This is a genomic window from Pricia mediterranea, from assembly GCF_032248455.1.
Classification (GTDB): Bacteria; Bacteroidota; Bacteroidia; order Flavobacteriales; family Flavobacteriaceae; genus Pricia; species Pricia mediterranea.
Genome location: NZ_JAVTTP010000001.1, coordinates 2,241,599 through 2,262,859, shown reverse-complemented (window position 1 = coordinate 2,262,859; position 21,261 = coordinate 2,241,599). Strand labels below are relative to the sequence as shown.

Sequence of the window (21,261 nt, the reverse complement as noted above, 5' to 3'; positions counted from 1 at the left end):
GATAGGTTATTTTAGAATGTTGACATTGGGGTATTTTCATGGCGGTGCCTATTTGTGCACATTCAGATAATCTAAAATCTTCGGGAGCCATTTTCGGATTTCCATAAAAAACACACGAGCTGAGTAGGATTTTACCTTAAAAACAGTAGTTTTGACTACAACTTGTTGTCGTAGTTCCCCGTCTTTACGCCGAGCGGCAATCTTGGCGTGGCTGGACATCGGTTAGCGCCAATCGCCCCCGTAGTGAAAAACCTATATTATCCTATATTAATCACTTTATTATCGACCGTAATGCTGTCCGCACAGGACTATACTCTGTCCGGAACGGTCGAAAACGCAAGCAACGAGACAGTTTCCTACGCTAACGTCCAACTTTTGAAGCGTCTCGATTCCACCTTGATCGACGGTACCTCGGCCGATGAAAACGGGCGTTTTGAAATTCAACGGGTACCTCAAGGCAATTATTTCATTAAGGCCAGCTACATCGAAAACGAGTCCGAATTACGGCCCATCGAGGTCAACGCTGAGCTGGTTCTTGAGCCGTTGCGGTTGAACGAAGGGGCGCAGGCCTTGAAAGAGGTGGTAGTCATCTCCCAAAAACCAAGACTGGAAAGAAAGGTTGACCGGCTCGTTTTTAATATCGAGAATAGCGCCCTGAGCGATAGCGATATCTGGGACGCCCTCAAGCGCACCCCGAACGTGGTCATCGTAAACGACCAATTGACCGTCAAGGGAAGCGCTGCTGTGGGCATCCTGATCAATGGGCGAAAGGTCAACCTGCCTAAGAGCGACATCATCAACCTTCTGTCGGGCACATCGGCCAGTGACGTCGAGGCCATCGAGGTCATAACCGCTCCTCCTGCCAAATACAGTGCCGATGATGCCGTACTGATCAACATCCGAAAGAAAAGCAATTTGGTGGCTGGGTACAATGGCGCCATATACAACAGATACAAACAAGGCCTCCTCCCGAAACACAGGGTGGGCACCGATCATTATTTTAAGGGAAAAAAAACGGAATTTTCGATCAATTACAGCTTTAATCACGACAGGGAAATCGTTAAATACACCGATGTCACGGATTTTGTCGAAAACAACAGTGTTAGTTCGACCTGGATTGCGGAGCAGTACAACCGGATACAAAAGAAGAGGCACAACCTTTCCGCTTTTTTTGATTACGATATAGATCCGAAAAATAGATTGAGTTTTTCCACGATAAACGTGTACCAGCCCGATGTGGCCCGGCTATATAATACCGAAACCTCGATTGCAGGCGATACCCTTTCCGGTTTCAATACCCTCAACGATTCCGAACAACGGGACCTGAACTCTTCGTATTATGTGGACTACGTTCGCCAACTGGACAAGGAAGGAGCCGAGCTTTCGTTGAACGCCCATTATACCTATTACGACTATGAGAGAAAACAAAACCTGAATACGGTTTTTCTCGGCTTGGACGATAGCCCCACGGGCCGGAACGATTTTACCACGGATGCCGAACAGCGCATCGACCTCTATAGCGTACGGGGAGATTACGGTGTTCCTTTGGGGGAAACTTCCAAGTTCGAAACGGGACTCCGATATGCGGGCATCACTTCGGAGAGCGAGGTGGCCCAACAGGGTTTCGACCGCGACCGACCCGGTATCGACCCTACGGAAGCCGGAAATTTCAAGTACGACGAGTCCATCTTTGCCGCCTATGCTTCTTATAGCGGAAATTGGAACAAATGGGATGTAAAAGCTGGACTACGTGCCGAATATACCCTGACCGAGGGCAAACTCGACGTCGAAGCGCAAGGCAACACCAACGATTACCTAAAATTGTTCCCTACGTTTTCAGTGCAATTTCAGCCCGCGGAAGACCATGAACTCAAAGCCTACTATTACCGAAGGCTGGAAAGGCCGCGGTATGCCGACATCAACCCCTTCCGGGTCTTCCAGAGCAATTTCTTGACCATCGAGGGCAATCCCGACCTCTTACCGGGGGACTATCAATATATGGCGGCCGGATATACCTATAAGAACAGCTATTCGGTCGAAGTTTTTTACAGCCCGAACAAGAACCGGTTGGGGCAGCTTATTTTTCAGGACAACGATACCAAATTGTTGCGCTTTGTACAGGAAAATATCATGCGAGACAGGTCGTGGGGTATCGATTTTATATTCACCAAGAGCGTTACCGCTTTTTGGTACTGCTATTTTTTGGCCAGCGTTTTTGACGATAAGTATGTTTTTAAAAATAAAGGAACCGACGAGCGCGTCGAATACGAGAGGGTCAGTGTGTACCTGAGATCCAATAACAGTTTCTCGTTTTTACGCGACAAGTCCCTCACGGCCGACCTCTCTTTCACGTACATCGGCCCTGGTCTTGCCAATAATGTCAAAATGGATGGATTCGGATCTTTAGACCTGATGTTGCGAAAAACCCTATGGCAGAAAAGGCTTGGCATCTCTATGGGCGTGGAGGATATCCTTAATCAGGGCAATGAATTCAGTACCCGCGATTACCTAGATCAAAAGGGTACTTCGTTGCGCAGGGGAGAGAACCGCCTGTTCGTTTTGGCGCTTCGCTATAAATTCGGGAATACGGGAATCAAGGACAACTACAAATCCAAAGCTATCGACGAGCGAGACAGGCTTTAATTCCGTATTTTTGCAACCCAAAAAGAAAGACAGTTGTCTAAGATAGCCGACATACAACTTCCTGGTTTCCCGTTGCTGCTCGCTCCGATGGAGGACGTTAGCGACCCGCCCTTTCGCGCCTTGTGCAAAGAGCAGGGCGCCGATGTGGTATATACTGAATTCATTTCCTCGGAAGGCTTGATCCGCGACGCCGCCAAAAGCGTTATGAAGTTGGATATCTATGAAAAGGAACGCCCCGTAGGCATCCAGATTTTCGGGGCCAACCTCGATTCGATGCTACGATCGGTAGAAATCGTGGAGGCATCAAATCCCGATATCATCGACATCAATTTCGGCTGTCCCGTAAAAAAAGTGGTCAGCAAAGGGGCCGGGGCCGGCATTTTAAAGGATGTGGACCTGATGGTCTCCCTGACCAAGGCCATGGTCGAGCGCACCAAACTCCCGATTACCGTAAAGACCCGTCTCGGGTGGGACGATAAATCGATTATGATCGTTGAGGTGGCCGAGCGCCTTCAAGATGTAGGTTGCCAGGCCATTGCCATCCACGGCCGTACCCGTGCCCAGATGTACAAGGGTCATGCGGATTGGAAGCCCATTGCCGAGGTCAAGAACAATCCTCGTATGCATATTCCCGTATTTGGCAACGGCGATGTCGATTCGCCCGAGGCCGCTGTTCGCATGCGGGATGAATTCGGACTCGACGGCGCCATGATCGGCCGGGCCAGCATCGGCTATCCCTGGTTTTTCAGGGAAGTCAAGCACTTTTTTGAAACCGGCACCCACGCCGCACCCCCGAGCATGGAAGAACGGGTCGAGGCCGCCCGCCGCCACCTACAGATGGCCATCGATTGGAAGGGCGAAAAACTTGGAGTTTTCGAGACCCGTCGCCATTACACCAACTATTTCAAGGGCATCCCCCACTTCAAGGAATATCGCATGAAAATGGTCACTAGTGACGATGCCGCCGATGTCTTCGCCGCCTTCGACGAGGTCTTGGAGAAATTCGGGGATTACGAGTTTGCGGTTTCCTAGAGTTTACTTAGATGTTTATCCGTTTCGAAACCTAAGCCTGACGTAGCGCTGTAAGACTTATTACAAAGGACTAAAAAATCATAAAAAACGTTGTGTTTTGTGGAGAGATCAATAGTCTTAGGTTGTATTGTCCCGCCAGAGCAAAACATCCTACGTGCCATTATGGTTTCCCCCCAGAAAGATCAGGAGGCAATCAGCTTCTTCGTAATGCGGCTACTCGCAATTGTAGAGGCGATAATCCCCAGTACGATTATCGTGGCGAGAACGATGACCACGTTGATCAGCTGATATTCCACCGGATAGGCCAATGAAGGGGTAATCTTAAGCCACCCGAAGGTCAATTGTGACCAGATGAGCACCGATGCCAAGGCGACCCCGATGATGCCGCCCGCGGTGGTTACTATAACCCCTTGTACAAAATAGATCCGCCGCAGTTTTTTGATGGTAACCCCCAGGTTAAACAGTGTTATGGAGTTCTGCCGCTTGTCCAGAATCATCATAATGATGGCCCCGACCACGTTGAACAGGGCAATGATCAGTACGAGGGTAAAAATGAGGTAAGTGGCCAGATTTTCGGTGTTGAGCATCCTATGGAGCGAACTGTTGAGCTCCTGTCGGTTTTTGAGAACGATGTTCTTTCCCAAGACATCTCGAATTTTAGCTTTCACGGAGGCAATATCCGCAGCATCGTCCAGCTTAAAATTCAATCCGGAAATTTGGTTGCTCTCCTTGTCCAACAACTGCTGTACGGAGGGAAGGTCCGCAAACACATATTTTTTGTCCAGATTTTCCTCGATGCCGTAAACCCCGCTTAGAACCAAGGGTTTGGTTTTGAGATCTTGCAGCTTGATTGAGCCCTTGCCCGGTTTTAAGGCCATGATGACCAAGGGATTTCGATATTGGTTCACCGTGGTGCCTAGAATATTCGCGATGCCGATACCCGCAACGGCATCTTGATCGTTGATGCGCCAAGTACCATATTGAATTGTGCTATCGACCCCGATAACCTGATTATAGCTCGAATCGACCCCCTTGATCATGGCGATATGGCTTTTTTGTCGGTGTTTGAGATAGATTTTTTCTTCCAGTTCCTTAGCATACCCGGCCAGCCCGTTGATTTCTTGCAATTTTCGCCCCTGTTCGGGGGTGATGGAGAAAAACTTTCCGGTCGTAGGAACGGCTTTTAGGTCGGGGTCAAAGGAATTGGTGAAGGAAAGACTAAAGGTTTTTAGTCCCGCAAAGCCCGAAAGCACAATAAACAAAGCTGCCGACCCGATGACGATGACCAGAAAAGTGATAAAATTGATGACGTTCACCGCGTTCTGCCCGCTCTTAGAGCGCAGATAGCGTTTAGCGATGTAGAACGGGAAATTCAAGATGGCCGTGTTTTAGTTAATATGCTTACCTATTTCGCAAGCTAGGTCCAACGTAGGACAAAGGACTAAAAAGTCTTGAAACTTGGGTCACATCCTTTATTTCGAATCCATCCAGGTTTCAAAGGCCTCCCGTGAAGATTAGGGGCACGCGAAACTCCAAATTCGAATCTTCCGGATAAGTTTTCAAATCCCGTGGCGCCTTTTCCTGCCCCGCTAAGCCTTAGATTTTCTTTCTTTTATCCAAAAGATCTCGGTTTTCAATGGGATTTTCATCCCCTTCCAACGATTTCTCTATATTTTCAATGTAATCCAATGAGTCGTCAAGAAAGAAAGACAGTTCCGGCACCCGTCTCAGCTGGTGGCGGGTACGCTGCGCCAGCTCGTGCTTTACAGGGGTTGGATTCGAGGTAAGACCCTCCATGATTTCTTCCGCATTCTTATTCGGAAAAATACTGATATAGACCTTGGCTAGGGAAAGATCAGTAGTCACCGATACCTTGGTCACTGAAATCAAGGTGCCCTTCAATCCTCCGTCAGCGGCGGAACGCTGAAGAATCTCGGCGATATCTTCTTGAATGACCCCGGCAATCTTTTTCTGTCGCTGTGTTTCCATAACGCAAAAATACGCAGAATTAAACGTAATTTAGTAGTAAATAGGTCGGCGTCAAGTCCGTCCGGTTGACGACCCCTAGAAAGAGGGACTCAAATCAAAAAGAATTCAAATTCCCCTGAACCTTGGGGACCTACATGACAGAAAGTGAAGAAAATAGAACATATTGGCATCGCGGTAAAGAATTTGGAAACCTCCAATACGCTCTACGAAACCTTATTGGGAACGCCCCCTTACAAAACCGAAGAGGTTCTTTCGGAAGGGGTTCGGACCTCGTTCTTTAGAGTGGGCGATAGCAAAATCGAGCTGTTGGAAGCCCTGAACGACGAGAGCCCCATCGCCAAATTTTTGGAAAAGCGGGGAGAGGGGGTGCACCATATCGCCTTTGCGGTCGATGATATCGAAGCGGAGGTCGGACGGCTGACATCCGAGGGCTTTAGAGTTTTAAACGAAACGCCCAAATCCGGGGCGGACAATAAGCGGGTGGTTTTTTTACATCCCAAGAGCACGGGCGGGGTGTTGGTCGAGTTGTGCCAAGAGATTTCGTAAAGTGGTCGATGGGAGCTGTGTGGGGTTTCGGTCGAACCTTTGAAACCCGTTTCTACATTGAAGGTTTGAAAGCAAAAATGACGTCTCGGTCATCCTCGGAGCACCTTGACAACTAGGTTTCACGGGAAAATTCGTCCATCAGAGGATTAGGTATTGGACACTTTGCCTTGAAGAGGTGACTTTGAGGTTCTACTTTGCGAGGCGGTTATTTTTTAACCCACAAATTACTTTGTCCGTTACCGTCAAATAGTTAAATTTGCCTGCTCTTTTAAAAATCGGTCCTATAGCTCAGCTGGTTAGAGCACTTGACTCATAATCAAGGGGTCCCTGGTTCGAGCCCAGGTGGGACCACGGAAAACCCTTCTAAGTCACTGATTTAGAGGGGTTTGGTTTTTATTTGGGGGCAGAATAGGGGGCAAAATTTTTATAGTCTTTAAATTATTTGCGTTGTTTCACCTGATTTAAAAAAGATATTCATGAAGATAGAGGCTACTATAATTCCTTAACCAATTTTTTTAGATAACGAATAGGATTTTTATGAGTTTGATCCATTATGAAACAAAACTCTTTATGGCCATAACCTCGAAAATCACCTTTCGTATTAAACAATGCCCATTCTTCGAATGTGGTTAACCTCTTGTTTGGAACATAATGCGAATCCGCAATATATCTCCCTTTTGGCCATAAGTCGTCTACTACTAATGAATAATATTTTATACATGTAAGCAAATCACTGCATTCAATTTCCTTTTTTGCGGCATTAATTGTTTCTTTATTTTTAGTTAGAAATTCAATTTTTTTTGCCTCAAAAATTTCGGCAAGATTATTTCCATCATAGTCTTCGAAAAAATTATGAAAGGTATCTTCATTTGAATCTATATCTCTTATTATTCTTCGCCAACTTGAAAAGTCCCAGTTGTCGTAATAATTAGGCGTTCGTTTCATTGCATAGAACCCGTAATAAAGCAATATTGTATTTAACTTTTTTGAGCCTTTTTCATGGGAAAATAAGCTTACGAACTTGTCATATATATTATTAATTACAGAAACATTCAACTTGTTTTCAAAATCAACTAAATGACTAATATTTATATTTTGAACTTGATAGCCGTTTAGGTTTAGCGGATGATCCTCTAGTTTCCATATTGCCGATTCTAAAATCCTTAATTCTTCACCATTATTTATTTTATTAAAAAATTTATGTTTTACTTTTTCATCTTCTGATATATGTGTAGACCAAACGCCAAGTTTTTTCTCTTCAGCAATTCTGTCCTTAATATTGCTAACTCCTCTGATAAAGTTGTTATACCTAATCCAATATACTCTTAGAAAACGAAAAATTTTGTCTAGTTCAATATTCCTATTTGAAAAGGACGATGTATAATCTATAATAGACCAAAGCAATACCATTCTTCTTCTTTCGGTTGCTCTGTTTGGGTTGTTATAGTCAATAAACCAGTTGGTTTTTTGCTCAAAAAAGATTTCATTAATTGTTTCAAAACATTTGTCAACCCATAACGCATATTCGTATTGCTTTTTAAATAAATCTCTATTTTTATATAGAAATTCCAAAGACTTAAAATATCTTTTAATGATACCAAGCGAAAGATACTTGACCAACCTAGTGCTATATATAGGTTCCAATTCATTAAGAAAATCTTGATCTCCTAGTTTGTAAGCCTCTAAAGCCGCAATACATCTTAGGAATTCATTAAAACCGTCATCTGCATTGTTGCTATCTGCATTCAGTTTTCTGTTTCTCCAGAAAAAATCCTGCCATTGTTCCCACCTCTCACTCCATTCTAAATGTTCAATTTTATCGGTTTTTTCAAATAGTTTTGCCCGTAGAGTTTCATTGTCTTCTAATTGCTTTCCTCGGGAATTCATTGTTATATACAATTCTTCACCTTGATCAGTTTTTTCAGTCTTAAAGTGCCAAAACTTGATGTCATTCTTTAAGAAGTCAAAATAGTTCTCGTTGTTATCATCTCCTTCAAAATGCAGTTTTATTATTTCTAAAGCCTTTAAAACGGCAATTACTGTTGGGTCATTAGCGTATTCGCTTAAAAACCAGGTTGTCTCGCTTATATGGTCGAAATCGGGTAATATATTTACATTATAAATAAAATCAATAAAAAAATTATGAGTTAGATGGCGAACTCGGTAATCGAAAGCAATGGACTCAAGGCTATGATTAAACCTAAATAAGGTTAGAAATTTTTCTTTCTTCTTCTCTTTTATCGAAAAGTAAAAAAGCAGTATGAAAAGAGTTGTTAATCGCTGTTGTCCATCTATAAGATAAACATCTTTATAGAGATCACTCTCCGGAAAATGCTCCATTCTATAGTTAGGCTGATAAGAGTATAAAAACCCAATATTTAGTGGGTTTGAAGTTTCCGCAGATTCAACTAACTTTTTAATCTCTTTAAATTTACCTTCTTTACTCAGTTCTGTTATTCGATCACCTAAATTCTTATTCGTAGAGGTAGATTCTTTTGCATCAATCAAATCTTCGCAAAACACGCTCAAAATTTCTCTTACATTATGTCCCCAAACATATTCTCTTTGAATCTCAGGGATAAAAAAATTCAGCTCATCCATTAGCTCATCTACAGAAAGCTCTTGCATTAATTTACTTTTGGCCATCATCGATGTTGAATTTAAAAAAATTTGATAATGTGTTCATTATAGAGTTTTCATTTGCTTCAATATCATGTTGGGTCCAATGTTCTAAGTCTAATCCTGAAGTTTTTTCATCCTGGAAATATCGCGCAAATACTTTTAATGTATGCGGTTGAATATAGTTGCCTTCATTGAAATGCTGCAAAACTCGTCTACGCTTCTGAGTATATGGTTTTCTTCCAATACTGCGATTTAAACTATCATATAAAAGAACCAGATTGCCAATAGAATGGACTGAGATATTCTTTAAATAATCATCAAGAAATACATTAAGCTTTTCTTGATAATCTTCATTCTCTTTTTTTTCTTCAAATGAAGTTAAAATCGCTTCTGAGGTTAAGTCTTCATCAAAATTCAATAAGAAATCTATAAATCCCTTTTTATCCTTTACATCTTCCGGATTCTGAGGAAAAATGTGTTCAATGTCGTTTCCTGATTTAAAAAATGCGTGACTTTTTAATCTATCTTTATAATTCAGGTTGGCATCAATTATGTCGAGCAGCAATAATATTTGAACAAGGCTTCGGGGGTCGCCCTCATACCAGTTTTTCCCATTTTCAAATAACTCTTCTAAGGATTTTTTCCCAAAAATCTCAACTTTAATGATTTTCAAAAGGTAAGTTTTAAAGTCTTTTCTCGAATTGCACTCGCTATTCCAGAACCTCCAAAGGGATTTAAAACTGAAGTCCTTAGTACTCCTTTTCTGAGCAAACAAGAAACCCAAGTAATGGTATATCTCTTTGTCATTATACCAGTCCCTAAGAGTACTGTTTACCTTGTCGATTTTCTTATATAGTTGCAACGCACTTTTATAACTTTCAATAATCTCTAGACTTAATACATCATGATTGTCGATTTCTGCAAATAGGAATAAAAGATTATTAATAGAATGTTTTTCTCTATCAAACTTGGTATCTCCAGTAGATTTTAATTTAATCCAGGGGTTAAAATATTCTCGGATATACGGCTGGCTCCACCAATAATTGATTTCATCTAAGTGCCACCCTATCCTAACCCTACGTTCATTAACTCTAACTATATTTTTAATATCGGATTCACGTTTACTTTCTTCGTTGGTAACTCTAGTTATTAATATGGCTCTAACCAAATCCGCACCATCTAGATAAATACGTTTTGAGTTTAAATTCCCAAATATTTTTTCCTCCTCTTGTCCCTCTATATAATTGCTGATAAACTTTACATCATTAAGAAGCTTCTGCTTGAACTTATCTTTATCTTCCAATCCATGTAACCAATCACTTATAGCCTTGTATGCATGATAAATGTAATAGATATCTTGATGGTCAAAATGTGGATGTTCTGAAATAAGATTATTCCACGTCTTATAGAGGTCTAAAATATCTTCTCTATCACAATTGGCAATTAAATCATTTAAGAAAGAGTTAGTCTTTTCTCTGATAGAATTATGCGGAAATCGAACTTTATTTTTCACAAGTTCTTTTTCTCCCAACGCCGATAGTATTAAAACCATGGTTGTAAGGCGTTGTTGGCCGTCAACAACATTATACCAACCATTTGAATCTGGTACTAGGGTTATATTTTGAACGCAATAAAACTTTCCAGAACTTGGTAGAAAACGGTTAATATCATCCAAAAGTTTTTCAACTTGTTTTTGCGACCATTTGTAACCTCTTTGATATAGAGGTATATTGTAGTAACCCTTATCAATTAAAAGCCCATCATGATCTTTGAAAATAGAATGTACATTATGTAATAATTCGCTCACGTTTAATTATGTGTTTTAATATCTTATCCAGCGTTACAATTAAGTGCTCAGTTTTTTTAATCAAACATGCTCTAAAAGCTTTTGAATTAGTGCAAATTCTACCAATTAAAGCATTGTCGTGCCATGGAACTCAGATAGATAAATGTTTTAATGAATATCTTGGATTATATTTCATATAGGTAAATTACTCAGGAGTTTTCTGCATTCAGCTCAGAATTAGTGAAGAATGAATTCGATATAGCCTATTTATGTATTCCAAATGTTAGTGTATTCATCTTGATTCAGAGGTCTGTAACCTTTCTTTATAAATGCTCTTAGGAGTTTCTTAATCTTCTCTAGTCTTTCTAAAGTAAATTCGCCGCTATGCGCAGAAAGAGTCTTAAGGCTACACAAAAATCTATAATAAGATAACCATCCTTCTTTTTCGAACTGGTCAAAGAGTTTCTTATCCTTTGGTTTCTTCTTTAGCTTATTTAAAGTTTCTAATCTGGAAAATATTTGACATAAAAAATCATTTGGAGCGTATTGCCTGTAGTCGGTTGGTGAGGTACCTCCTGAGGTTTCATGAAAGTCAAAAAAGTATTTCCAAAAATAATATATGAATCGGGCCTTGATATCTTTTTGAATTAAGTCGTTTGCTGCATTAGCCCTAATTATCTGGTGGTCTGTTGCAATAAACTCAGTATACAAATGATAGGAATCAATGATTAAACCGACCTGTGAAGTTTCCAATATTGCATAATTCAGTTTTTCAATTAGGATATTTTTTATTTCTACATCGCCCAAGACTACGTTTTCATAATCAATCATATTGCTTGAGTTATATAAATCTGGCCGTAATTTTCTTTTCTCATTAATATTGATATCACTTAAAAGCCTTTCCAAATAACCAATTTGTGAAATGTTAATACAATTGGATAGGTCTTTGATTAATTCAGCCTTATTATTATTATAATTTTCTTTTAAAGCATGGTCGAATCTATTAATTATATTTTGGTCTTCAGTAATCGTATTTTGGCCAAAAAACATGTTTACTGCAGTTATATATTCAATGAATTGATCCTTCGTTTTTATTTCTTGAGTTAAAAGAAAACGCTTTAATTCATTTAATACCTGAGATTTCGTTTGAGGTGTATAATTTTTTATTTCAGAGATTAGTTCTTCCAATTTTTGTTCTTCATATGCTTTGTCAAAATCTGAAATTTTATATTTCGCACCTGCTATATTATTCCTTACATATGTGTTTGTGTGGTAAATTTGAGCAATACAGTTTTGATTGGATGTATAGTAGCTAATGTCTTTTTCTCCAAATAATTTCAAGAAAACAGCATCGATTAGCTTTTGATCCTCTGTTTTATAATTACGTAATTTGTCACTTAGTTTTTTATAAGCTGCCTCATCGTAAATATAGACGCCACCATACCCACTGCTTCCAGGGTGTATTTTATCATTTACTGAATCAATCACACCAATAGACAAGATATCTTCTAAATGCAAGAAAATAGTTTGCTGTAATTCTCTGTATTTAAAAAAAAGCAATTTTAAAAGGATAAACTCTTTGGGGATAATATCCTTTTCATTTATGAAGATATAATTAAACTTAAATTCGTTGGTAAATCGTTTAATATCTCTGTAGGTATTTAAAAATCGAAACCAGTTAAGATTTAGGTATTCCCTCGAATTTTCTTCCATTCCGATGAATAAATCTTCAATTTTTGGTGTATAACTGCTGGTTTTATCGAATAAACCATCAAACCCCTGAAACAACTTGAGGTTAAGGCTATCATCTTCCGTGGTGGGAAATGACCTCCTGACTTCATCCAAAATGACCTCTCTAATTCTTTTTTCATCAAATGGAAGCATGTTAATTTCAACTTGAAATATTTTATTGATGTAATCTTTTTTGTCCCGACCACATGTGTTCACGATATAATCACGATTATAACCGGCAATGAATACAACGTTATTAAAATCTGAAAGAGCTCTTATCAATTTAAAGGAGTCTAAAATTTCTTCACTTTCTAAACGATCCAGATCATCTAACAGGACAACTATTTGTCTGTCAATTTTCCTTATAATTGCATTGATACGGTCATAGTGCTCTTCTGTTGTTCTTTCAGGGAAGAGTAACTTTTTACCAGATTTCAGAATACCAGAATATTCGCTGGGGGCAATTTGTAGTATTTCATTGACATATTTGTCTATCTCGTTATCTATTTCTCCTGAAAAAGGTTTTAGCTCATTTGCTAGAAGTTGGAAAAAATTATCAATTATTGCAGTACTTCCCTTATTCTTCCAGATTGAGTACCAAAAGATAATTGCATTTTCGTTTTGCTCAGAGTACTTCTTATGAAAGCGGTTTAAAAAAGTAGATTTACCATAACCCCACGGCGCATTAAGGCCTATAGTGAATGAGTTCTCGGTTTTTAGATTGTGTGTTACTCTTATTAGCTCGTTTAGAACTAGTTCATTGTCAATTTCGCCGTCGTGGATTTTGTCTTCAAGAAAAAAAACGTCCTTGTGGGTGTTGTCGAGTTTGTTTTTTCTGTTTGTGAACAGTAATATTACGTGCAATAGGGCGATGTAAAAAATTATATCTAAATACTTTAAGCCGTCAAATTGAGGTAAAAACATGATAGAATGATTGGAAATTCTAGAGATGAAGTAGCAGCATAGAACAAGTGTAATAATTGATGTAACAACAGGATTAGGAAGGTATTTTTTCAGAATACGTGTTACATAATAAACTGAAAGGAAAAGAAATATTAATATGTAAGCAATTTTGAAACCTACGGTATCATTAGTGGTGAAAGAGCCTAAACCGGTAATTGTTTTTTCTATAAAACCTTGAAAAAGAAGATAGAATATTATGAACGGGTGTGTAATTTAAACTCTGTCCGGTTCACTTTTCATCCATTTCAAAACATGTCGGATCTTTTATCCGACGGGTTTTGGAATGCGCCCCCGCGGCAGCGGCGTTCTCTTTGGGCCCTGTTCTCAGGTCGAACTGTATTCGGTCCCCAAATTTAATATAAAGTTGTTGAACGGTCAGGCTCCAATTATGCAATGGGCTGGTCCACTTCTTTTCAATGTTCTTTGTGGCCAGGTATATCAGTTTCATAAGGGCCATGTCGTTCGTGAACGCGCCCTTGGTCTTGGTCACCTTTCGGACCTGTCGGTGGAAGCCTTCCACCGCATTTGTGGTATAGATGATCTTCCTTATAGGTTCGGTATACTGGAAATACTGCGATAGCTGTTCCCAGTTGCGTTGCCAGCTCTCGATGACCACGGGATATTTGCTTCCCCATTTCACTTCGAGGTTCAGGAGTTCGTCTTCCGCGACCTCTTTGCTCGACGCCCGGTACACAAGTTTCAGGTCGCGCATAAATTCCTTTTGGTCCTTGGAGGCGATATATTTGAGCGAGTTCCTTATCTGGTGCACGATGCAGAGCTGTACCTGCGCTTTGGGGAATACGCCCAATATCGCATCGGTAAATCCCCGGAGGTTGTCCGTACAGGCGATCAGGATATCCTTCAGGCCGCGGTTGTTCAGGTCGGTAAGCACCTGCAGCCAAAAGTTGGCCCCTTCGCTCTCGGAGATGTACATGCCCAATATTTCCTTTCGGCCTTCCTTGTTGATGCCCAAGATGTTATAAAGTGCCTTGTGGGCTATCTTCCCGTCCACCTTCACCTTGTAGTGCATGGCATCGAGCCATACTATACAATAGAGCGGTTCCAAGGGGCGGTTCTGCCATGCCTTGACGTCGGGTATGATCCTGTCGGTTATCTGGCTCAGCACGGTGTGCGAGATATCGGTGTCGTACATTTCCTTTATATGCGAGGAGATGTCGCGATAGCTCATGCCCAGGCCATAAAGCCCGATGATCTTATCGGACAGGTTGTCCGCCAGGATGGTCTGTCGCTTTTTTACCAGTTCCGGCTCGAAACTGCTCTGCCTGTCCTGGGGCGTTTCGATATCGAAGGTGCCGTAGCCGCTCTTGATGGTCTTTTTGCCCTTGCCGTTGCGTTTGTTCCCAACGTTACGCTGGGCCTCGCCGAGATGGCCTTCCATCTCCGCTTCGAGCGCTTTCTCGATGACGTTCTTCAGCATGGGGGCGAACGCGCCGCCCTTGCCGAAAAGGTTCTTGCCCGACATGAACTGGTCAAGTACCTTTTTCTCGAATTCCGTTTGTTCTCCTTTTCTCATGATTCTGTCTGAATAAAATTAATGATTAAATTTATTTCAGACAGAGTTCAGTTTACACTCTCTTATGAACGTAAAAAAGGAAACTATTCTCTTGTAATTTTTATTTAACCAGTTATCTTCCATCCGAGTTTTATACCAATTCCTTTTCCATACACTTCTTCAACAAACCTTCAATATCGCTTGGATGAAAAGAAACATCCCAATGCCATTCTCCAAAACCACCTTGGTTGTTGACTGCCTTTATCCATTCATCTAAGTATTCACGTTTGGTTTGGTTCTGTTGACTATCAAATCCTTTAGTTTCCAAAACCATATAATCTCCATTTGCCAAACGCAAAATGAAATCAGGATAGAATTTTCGGATTACTCCTTTGTGATTGTATAGAATCGTGAATCCCAAATGATCATTCTTTACAAACGATTCTACTAAGTCTGATTTGTCAAAAAAGTAAGCTTCATTGGCTTCCCAACCACTATCATAAACAGAATGACTGATATGTGATTTTTTAGTCCATTCACACGGCTTACTGGTGTACCAAGTTCTAACATCCGTGGTAGAACGAATTGGTCTTTCCTTATCAAATATTGGGGTAAGCTTTTCCGTATTTACAGCCCTAATTTCTGACCAAATGTGTTGAACAATTTTGTTCATGTTAAGAATGATAAGAATTCTTCTTTTAGTATTGTCCTGATGAAACAGGTCATTCTTAATTTGAATCTTTTCTGAAACGATAAATTGTTCCACAATCCTCACAACTTGGGCTAAGAAAATTTCTTTGCTCCCTTTCCAATCCGGCCTTTTCTCAGAGTTATAAATAGTGGAGGCTATTTTGAAAACAATTGTTTGTATTCTAGTGTCTTCCGCAATTTTATTTAAGCCAATTGCGGCTGTGATTTTTGGATTGGCCTTACCTGAAATAATGGCCGCCAATTCAGCTTCTGTTATGGATTCATAAGGGTCGATTTCCAAGGTTTTTACTTTTGACAAATCAATTGTCAATTTTGGACGATAAACATGGTCGATCCTTAAAACATTTGGCCATGTAATTTCATGCTGAGCTTTTTCTTTGGTTGGCTCTATTTTCGTTTTTGGAGTTGGTGGCGGTGGTGGTGGCCCGTCGCCGCCTTCATGGGGGAGAAAAGTAAAAGGCACACCGAATATGTTTACGTATTCAGCCTCAAACAAGCCGTCTTCTCCTACATCGTAACTAACTCGTCTTAATCCCCTGCCAACAACTTGTTCGCAAAGCAATTGGCTAGAAAATGCTCTTAAGCCCATGATATGGGTTACTGTTTTAGCATCCCACCCCTCAGAGAGCATCCCCACCGAAATTACATTTTGTACTTGTTCCCCTGGTTCCCCTTCCTTGCCAACGGTGTCAACGGTTAGCCTTAATAATTCTGCTTGTTGTTTTTTAGTGAGTTTTGGAGCTGTAGTGTCCTCATCGTCATCATCGGTTTCGATGTCAAGTTCGATGGCTTCCGATTCCGATTCAGCACTTTCTAACACACGACTATCTATTTGTAATGTTTTTTCAGGAACACATAACTCAGGTATATGAACTTGATTATGATCAAAGGCATATTTAATCCTTGATGAAGTTTCGGTTCTGTTAGCGACGGTTATCATCACTGGTGGAACGCTGTGCCCTGCAGCTTCCCATTCATTTTTCGTTTCTTCCCAATCAAGGCCTAACAAGGTATACGCATTGATTAGCAAATCGGGAAGCGGTTCGGTTTCGTCTGCTTTTCGATTGATATCATCTTTTACTTCATCATCGGCATAAATGTGGTACAACCTTGATTTTAATTCTTTAGTTCGCTCGCTATCATCACGGACAACAACACGAGGTGTTTTTACCAGACCGGATTCAATGGCATCGTTCAAACCAAAATCAGAAACAATCCATGTAAATAAAGCTTCTTCCGCAGCTTTTTTTCCGGAAGGGGTAAAAGGTGTTGCGGATAGGTCAAAACATTTTAAAATACCTCTTTGTTCGTGAATCTTGTCTAAGCCCCCTACCCATATGGTAGCTTCTTCTGCGCTATCCTTGTCCGAGCCTGTTCGCTTATATTTTCCAGTAGCTTCGGGGTTCAATCGCCATGCATGGTGTGCTTCATCGTTTAAAACGATTATGTTTCGTGCATTGCTCATTTCTCCCAAGATGTTGCGTACATAGGCCTCTCCACTTATTTCCATTCGTTGGCGCTTATCTACAGAACGTAAATAACCCTTTTCAACTTTTGCATCTATCTTGTCTTGAGAGTCCCATGCCAAGGCATGCCAGTTGTGAATAATAATTTTACCCTGACGAAGTTTATCCATTAATGCGGCTGGAACTATATTAAACTCTTCATAATAATTGTCGTCATTAGTGGGCAACAATACTCGCAAACGACTTTTTACTGTTAGCCCAGGAGCCACGACTAAAGCATATTTGCTAAAACGCGGATCTGTTGGACTGGTTACTTTATTCAAGAAGTTCCACGCAATAATCATCGACATTATAATAGTCTTCCCAGAGCCAGTTGCCATTTTACTACACCAACGTTCAATAGCTCCACCATCTCCTCGAATATCAATCCCAACCTTTTCTGCAGCCGGGGCTTCGGTAAGCCAAATAAGGGTTTCAATAGCTTCCATCTGGCAGAAAAAGAACCTACGGTCTTTACGCTCTTCAGGATCTTGCCAATGTTCTAAAAGCCGCTTGGTAATTCCTGTAACTCCTACATAACCCGCTTCACGCCATGCTTTTACCCTAGGTCTAATTTGATTTACCGTGTCTATTTCTACGAATATTCCGGGATCGTCAAATGCCTTTGAATTAGGAGTAGCCATAACATAGCCTGCGGGCCTTCTACCTTCTTTTATATAGAAATTTCTGTTTTCCCTATCGTAATACCAATGTTTTTGAGGTACTTGATGGGGACTGTTTATGATTAGCTTATCGATTGTTCCTGCCATGCCTTATACCGTTAAAACCCTTAAACTCTCAATTCCCCTATCATCAATGATTTTGACGGCCACTGCTGGGCCTGGTTCAAATGGTAGCGAAAGCGTACCCCTAAAAGCCTCAATCTTCTCTTCGTCAATTTCTGCCTTAAGATTTTTTGCAAGTTTGGCCCAACCATCTTTTGCGCCCGCCATAGGGAAAAATACCTGTGAAGGGAATAGGGAACGGTTATCGTAATCGGTATCCAACATCCACATCGCAATATTTTTCTTGCCGCCACTTTCTACATTGCCCGTTTTTGGGTTGTAATAATCAAAACCCATAACCTCAATTGTAACTTTGCCATCCTCTAATTTGTGTAGCTGCACATCTGGTTGGCCTACTAACCAAAAACTTTCGTTACTACTGCGTTTTTTACGCAGATCATCTGTAAGCATATCGGCGTTCATTTGAGCCTTAAGTAATTGCATGCCGGCAATGTAAGGAGTCAATTCATCAATATCTTTTGCAGCTTCTTCGTCAAATTGGAAAGCACAGAACAAGAGTATATCAGGTTTTAAAGCCCGTGCTTCTTGCCAGGCATTTTCAACCATTCGCTGCTCCATGGGGGCGTGTTCAGGGCCGAATATTACCAATACTTTTTTTGGAATATCTTCTTTAGTTTCTGCTTCTGCTTGTATGAATTTAGTACCCATTAAAGGCTCTACACGTATAAAATCTATAATTTTACCGGCTTTGGCCCTCACCCCGGTTCTTAGCAGTTCATCGCGCCATTCAGCTTGGCGATTAGTTTCGCCAGATCTCGAAATAGAAGTATCTGAACCCTGATTATTTAACTCCAACTCATCAAAGCTTTTAGCATATGGCGCTGGAACTGCTTCAACGGTAAAGGGACCAGTAATTCTTGTTTTACTTCTAATTGTTTCTGCCTCATCAAATAAAGACACAATTGTGGGAGGTTGATTTTCTCCAAGAATTTTAGGTGTTACTTTTGATATTGTTTTATATTTAAACCCACTACTGACACCTTCACTTCTGTGGGCTAATTCATAATAATCAAAATTTGCAGTTAAAAGACGTTGTTTGGCAAGAGTAAGGGCAACTCTTGAGGTATCGCAAGTTATCCATCTTCTTCCCCATTGTTCTGCAACCGCAGCCGTTGTGCCACTGCCACATGTTATGTCAAGAGCTAGATCCCCAGGGTCTGTGGACATTAGAATGCATCGCTGTATTGGCAAAATTGCTGTTTGAACCACATAATCTTTATCAGTTGCATACATTTGAGAAGGCCAAAGATTATTAATTCGCCTACCTGGCACCTCATTTTCGTATTTTTTCCACATTAAAGCATTGCCATTTTTAGCAGCATCTAATCTTTTTAACTCTGACAGCCTATTCATGCCATCATAAGAAATTGACCAGTGACGCCCTTTTGCACATGGATATGTTTTGCCGTTCCAATCAAATGGCTCAGATCGACCTGTTGTCGAAGCACCTTGCGAATCCAATCCAGTTCTTCTATATATTCTAGCTCCTTTTGGTAAGTGCTTGTCTGGATCAAATCGTTCTAAATCAGTTAACTTTCTTGTATCTCCATTCTCCAATTCAACCATAACATAAGAAGAAAAAAACTCAATGATTTCTCTTCGACTTAAATTTTCGTAGAGCTGTCGATATTTACACTTATTTTTATCTTTTGCATACCAAAGTATATAGTCTGAAACCTGTGGAATAAAATTACTCGAGCTACCGCTAGTTGTTGCAAAGGAAATAGTAGCTATTCTATTTTCTGCCCCGAACACTTCATCCATTACTAAACTAACACGATGTACATTTTCATCCCCGATTTGCACATACACACTTCCTTCATCAGCTAACAAACGATTTGCCAATTTCATCCTATCCCTTATATAAGTTAGGTACGAATGAATACCTAATTCCCAAGTATCCCTGAATGCTTTTAACATTTCTGGTTCGGCTGTAAGATCATTATCAGCTCCATCCTTGACCTCTTTTTTATTTACAAATGGCATGAAATTACTACCATATTTAATCCCGTAAGGAGGATCAAAATATACCATTTGAACTTTACCAGCCATTCCTTCTTTTTCCAATAACGAATTCATAACTAAAAGGCTATCGCCAGCAATGAGGCGGTTCGTCCAGCCTTCTTTGTGCTTGTAAAAGTCTATTGCTTCACGTAGTGGTTTCTTTTCAGAAAAAAGGCTCATTTGGCCACCATCATCTTTCTCCTTTTTTACAGTTTCAATGATGGTTTTTGGGTCAATTCGCTCATGTACGTGTAAACTCACGGTAGGCACTTCAAAGCTAGTATGCTCGGCTTTGCCCGCCCATTGTAATTGCGGGTCAAGATGCGGGTCATACTGGTAAGTTTTCTTTTCTCCCGTATCTGGGTCACTAGCAGGAGTTACCAGACCTACGTGAGGGTTGTTGGCGCGCTCGGATTTTGAGTGTTCGTATTGGGCTATTTGCTTTTTGGTTCGTTTTTTGGCCATAGTTAATCTACATTTTCAAAAAATTTGATAGCATATTTGCAGTAATCAATAATCAAGTCTTTGTCAGTCTCAAATTCTTTGCGGCTTCCCAACCAATTTCTACATTTTTCATGAATCTCTTTTCCTTCCTTTAGTTCTTTATATGAAATACATTTAATATGTTTTGGAGAGAGTAGCACAAACAAGGCGTTTTCAAATGGATAATCACCATACTTTTCAATGTCCTTTAATTTCAGACATCCATTTTTACGAAATTTGACTTCAATAAAATGAGCGTCTTTGTCTTTGAACACTACAAAATCTGGCATTTGGCGTATGTTTTTAGAAACATCGCTACGCACCCCCTTTAGCAAGTCGGAAATTCCGGGAATAGAATTTTCCATGCCGTACTTAAACACCTGAAAGTCCAATGAAATAAAAAGCTGTTCTACAATAGTTTCGGCAATTCTACCTTTGATTACCCCGGAAACCCATGGGTTTCTATTCTGCTTCTGGTAGCAATCTGTACAAAGCCCATTGTTAAATTTAGTGTAGGAACCACATTCTATGCAGTCTGGCATAATAGTTAAAATTTGGTTGAGGCTGTTATCAGCCTACCAAAATAAAGAATACCTAACAGTTTAACAATTGGAAGTACTATTGAATTCAGAATTTTCCTATAAACAGGGGAATTAATTTGCTTTCCACTTCTTCTTTCAAAGTTCGCACTCCTTTGTTGGCAGATTGAGTTTCGGATTGATTCTATTGCAAAGCTCATCCAATTTGACAGGTGCCAGGACTGGCTAAGTGCCCGGGCGTTCACCACTTGGTCAAAAACCCATTAATAACCAGTGGCTATTGCTCAACTCAATTCCAAGGAAAATCAAAGCCATTTCAATCTTTTTTGAAATTTTTTTTAAGGCATGGTCATTTTGGTTTGATACCTTGCCGGTACGAGGCAGCTCA

At 40.5% G+C, this 21,261-nt stretch carries 11 protein-coding genes, 1 tRNA gene and 1 pseudogene; 4 read left to right on the top strand and 9 right to left on the bottom strand.

From position 1 onward, the window contains the following. Positions 1–243 precede the first annotated feature (243 nt). Positions 244–2,643 (top strand): outer membrane beta-barrel protein, encoded by a 2,400-nt coding sequence (locus RQM65_RS09360; protein WP_314014436.1) that lies wholly within the window; start codon positions 244–246, stop codon positions 2,641–2,643. A gap of 33 nt (positions 2,644–2,676) precedes the next feature. Then, complete coding sequence (gene dusB, locus RQM65_RS09355; protein WP_314014434.1) at positions 2,677–3,675, top strand: tRNA dihydrouridine synthase DusB; 999 nt, start codon at positions 2,677–2,679, stop codon at positions 3,673–3,675. Between the two features lie 182 nt (positions 3,676–3,857). On the opposite strand, the gene RQM65_RS09350 is transcribed toward dusB, so the two are convergent. After that, a complete protein-coding gene (locus RQM65_RS09350; protein ID WP_314014432.1) occupies positions 3,858–5,051 on the bottom strand; it encodes an ABC transporter permease in 1,194 nt (397 codons plus the stop codon). 220 nt (positions 5,052–5,271) lie between these two features. After that, positions 5,272–5,664 carry a 30S ribosome-binding factor RbfA gene (rbfA, locus tag RQM65_RS09345; RefSeq protein ID WP_314014430.1) on the bottom strand — a complete coding sequence of 131 codons (393 nt, stop codon included), beginning with the start codon at positions 5,662–5,664 and terminating at the stop codon, positions 5,272–5,274. A gap of 144 nt (positions 5,665–5,808) precedes the next feature. On the opposite strand from rbfA, the gene mce reads away from it, so the two are divergent. Both mce and RQM65_RS09335 read left to right on the top strand, forming a co-directional pair. Then, positions 5,809–6,210, top strand: coding sequence for a methylmalonyl-CoA epimerase (gene mce / locus RQM65_RS09340; protein WP_314014429.1), 402 nt, complete (start codon positions 5,809–5,811; stop codon positions 6,208–6,210). A gap of 277 nt (positions 6,211–6,487) precedes the next feature. After that, a tRNA-Ile gene (locus RQM65_RS09335) sits at positions 6,488–6,561 on the top strand. Positions 6,562–6,702: 141 nt separating this feature from the next. Here RQM65_RS09335 and RQM65_RS09330 read toward each other — a convergent pair. The 7 genes and pseudogenes from RQM65_RS09330 to RQM65_RS09300 form a co-directional block, all read right to left on the bottom strand. Continuing rightward, positions 6,703–8,859 carry a DUF262 domain-containing protein gene (locus RQM65_RS09330; protein ID WP_314014427.1) on the bottom strand — a complete coding sequence of 719 codons (2,157 nt, stop codon included), beginning with the start codon at positions 8,857–8,859 and terminating at the stop codon, positions 6,703–6,705. Beyond that, positions 8,843–10,639 (bottom strand): DUF262 domain-containing protein, encoded by a 1,797-nt coding sequence (locus RQM65_RS09325; RefSeq protein ID WP_314014426.1) that lies wholly within the window; start codon positions 10,637–10,639, stop codon positions 8,843–8,845. Before RQM65_RS09325 ends, RQM65_RS09330 begins: the two co-directional genes overlap by 17 nt. A gap of 246 nt (positions 10,640–10,885) precedes the next feature. Beyond that, positions 10,886–13,273 (bottom strand): KAP family P-loop NTPase fold protein, encoded by a 2,388-nt coding sequence (locus RQM65_RS09320; protein ID WP_314014424.1) that lies wholly within the window; start codon positions 13,271–13,273, stop codon positions 10,886–10,888. A gap of 376 nt (positions 13,274–13,649) precedes the next feature. Beyond that, positions 13,650–14,846 (bottom strand): annotated as a pseudogene (locus RQM65_RS09315) (IS256 family transposase); the annotation flags it as partial. 130 nt (positions 14,847–14,976) lie between these two features. Then, positions 14,977–17,811 carry a BPTD_3080 family restriction endonuclease gene (locus RQM65_RS09310; protein WP_314014422.1) on the bottom strand — a complete coding sequence of 945 codons (2,835 nt, stop codon included), beginning with the start codon at positions 17,809–17,811 and terminating at the stop codon, positions 14,977–14,979. A gap of 3 nt (positions 17,812–17,814) precedes the next feature. Next, positions 17,815–20,316: a site-specific DNA-methyltransferase gene (locus RQM65_RS09305; protein WP_314014420.1), complete on the bottom strand. Its 2,502-nt coding sequence runs from the start codon at positions 20,314–20,316 to the stop codon at positions 17,815–17,817. A gap of 2 nt (positions 20,317–20,318) precedes the next feature. Further along, a complete protein-coding gene (locus RQM65_RS09300) occupies positions 20,319–20,876 on the bottom strand; it encodes a hypothetical protein (protein WP_314014418.1) in 558 nt (185 codons plus the stop codon). Positions 20,877–21,261 lie beyond the last annotated feature (385 nt).

Coding starts and splice junctions, on each gene's coding strand:
- RQM65_RS09310 (WP_314014422.1), bottom strand. CDS start 17,811: ATGGCAGGAACAATCGATAAGCTAATCATAAACAGTCCCCATCAAGTA.
- RQM65_RS09320 (WP_314014424.1), bottom strand. CDS start 13,273: ATGTTTTTACCTCAATTTGACGGCTTAAAGTATTTAGATATAATTTTT.
- RQM65_RS09300 (WP_314014418.1), bottom strand. CDS start 20,876: ATGCCAGACTGCATAGAATGTGGTTCCTACACTAAATTTAACAATGGG.
- RQM65_RS09330 (WP_314014427.1), bottom strand. CDS start 8,859: ATGATGGCCAAAAGTAAATTAATGCAAGAGCTTTCTGTAGATGAGCTA.
- rbfA (WP_314014430.1), bottom strand. CDS start 5,664: ATGGAAACACAGCGACAGAAAAAGATTGCCGGGGTCATTCAAGAAGAT.
- RQM65_RS09305 (WP_314014420.1), bottom strand. CDS start 20,316: ATGGCCAAAAAACGAACCAAAAAGCAAATAGCCCAATACGAACACTCA.